The 1,567-nt window shown below is 55.6% G+C and carries 1 rRNA gene; it reads right to left on the minus strand.

Annotated elements, in window-relative coordinates:
* Positions 1 to 7: 7 nt before the first annotated feature.
* Positions 8 to 1,523: ribosomal RNA gene (locus J4E00_RS29270) — 16S ribosomal RNA — on the minus strand.
* Positions 1,524 to 1,567 lie beyond the last annotated feature (44 nt).

The raw sequence follows: 1,567 nt of genomic DNA on the forward strand, positions 1-1,567 counted from the left end.
GCTCCAGAAAGGAGGTGATCCAGCCGCACCTTCCGGTACGGCTACCTTGTTACGACTTAGCCCTAATTACCTGTTCTACCCTAACCGGCTTCGTTGCGGAGCACCGGCTTCAGGTCTACCAGACTTTCATGGCTTGACGGGCGGTGTGTACAAGGCCCGGGAACGTATTCACCGCGTCATTGCTGATACGCGATTACTAGTGATTCCAGCTTCACGGAGTCGAGTTGCAGACTCCGATCCGAACTGAGAACGGCTTTTCGGGATTGGCGCACCATCGCTGGTTGGCAACCCGCTGTACCGTCCATTGTAGCACGTGTGTAGCCCTAGGCGTAAGGGCCATGATGACCTGACGTCGTCCCCGCCTTCCTCACTGCTTGCGCAGGCAGTCTGGCTAGAGTCCCCACCATTACGTGCTGGCAACTAACCATAGGGGTTGCGCTCGTTGCGGGACTTAACCCAACACCTCACGGCACGAGCTGACGACGGCCATGCAGCACCTTGCTTTGTGTCCCGAAGGAAAGACTCATCTCTGAGTCGGTCACGCGCATTCTAGCCTAGGTAAGGTTCCTCGCGTATCATCGAATTAAACCACATGCTCCACCACTTGTGCGGGCCCCCGTCAATTCTTTTGAGTTTCACCCTTGCGGGCGTACTCCCCAGGTGGGATACTTAACGCTTTCGCTAAGCCAGTGACCGTCTATCGCCACCAGCGAGTATCCATCGTTTACGGCGTGGACTACCAGGGTATCTAATCCTGTTCGCTCCCCACGCTTTCGTGCCTCAGCGTCAGTTACAGTCTAGGCAGCTGCCTTCGCAATCGGGGTTCTGGATGCTATCTATGCATTTCACCGCTACAGCATCCATTCCGCCACCCTCGTCTGTACTCAAGCTAACCAGTTTCCAGGGCAGTTCCGTTGTTGAGCAACGGGCTTTCACCCCAGACTTAATCAGCCGCCTACGCACCCTTTAAACCCAATAAATCCGGACAACGCTTGCACCCTCCGTATTACCGCGGCTGCTGGCACGGAGTTAGCCGGTGCTTATTCACCAGGTACCGTCAGTAGAGGACGCATCCCCTTTTTTCTTCCCTGGCAAAAGCAGTTTACGACTCAGAAAGCCTTCATCCTGCACGCGGCATGGCTGGGTCAGGCTCTCGCCCATTGCCCAATATTCCCTACTGCTGCCTCCCGTAGGAGTCGGGCCCGTATCTCAGTGCCCGTGTGGGGGACCAGCCTCTCAGCTCCCCTAGCCATCGTCGCCTTGGTGGGCCGTTACCCCGCCAACTAGCTAATGGCACGCAACCCCATCCGAATCCAATAAATCTTTAACAAAGAGACGATGCCGCCACCTTGTGTTATGCGGTATTAATCCGCCTTTCGGCGGGCTATCCCCCAGATTCGGGTAGGTTGGTTACGCGTTACGCACCCGTGCGCCACTATCAGTATTGCTACTGACCGTTCGACTTGCATGTATTAGGCCTGCCGCTAGCGTTCATCCTGAGCCAAGATCAAACTCTCCATTGTAAAATATTTCTACACCCAGGCGAACCTGGGCTGATGTCGAGTGC

Origin of the sequence: Hymenobacter negativus (assembly GCF_017571495.1) — a bacterium.
In the GTDB taxonomy this organism is placed as follows: domain Bacteria; phylum Bacteroidota; class Bacteroidia; order Cytophagales; family Hymenobacteraceae; genus Hymenobacter; species Hymenobacter negativus.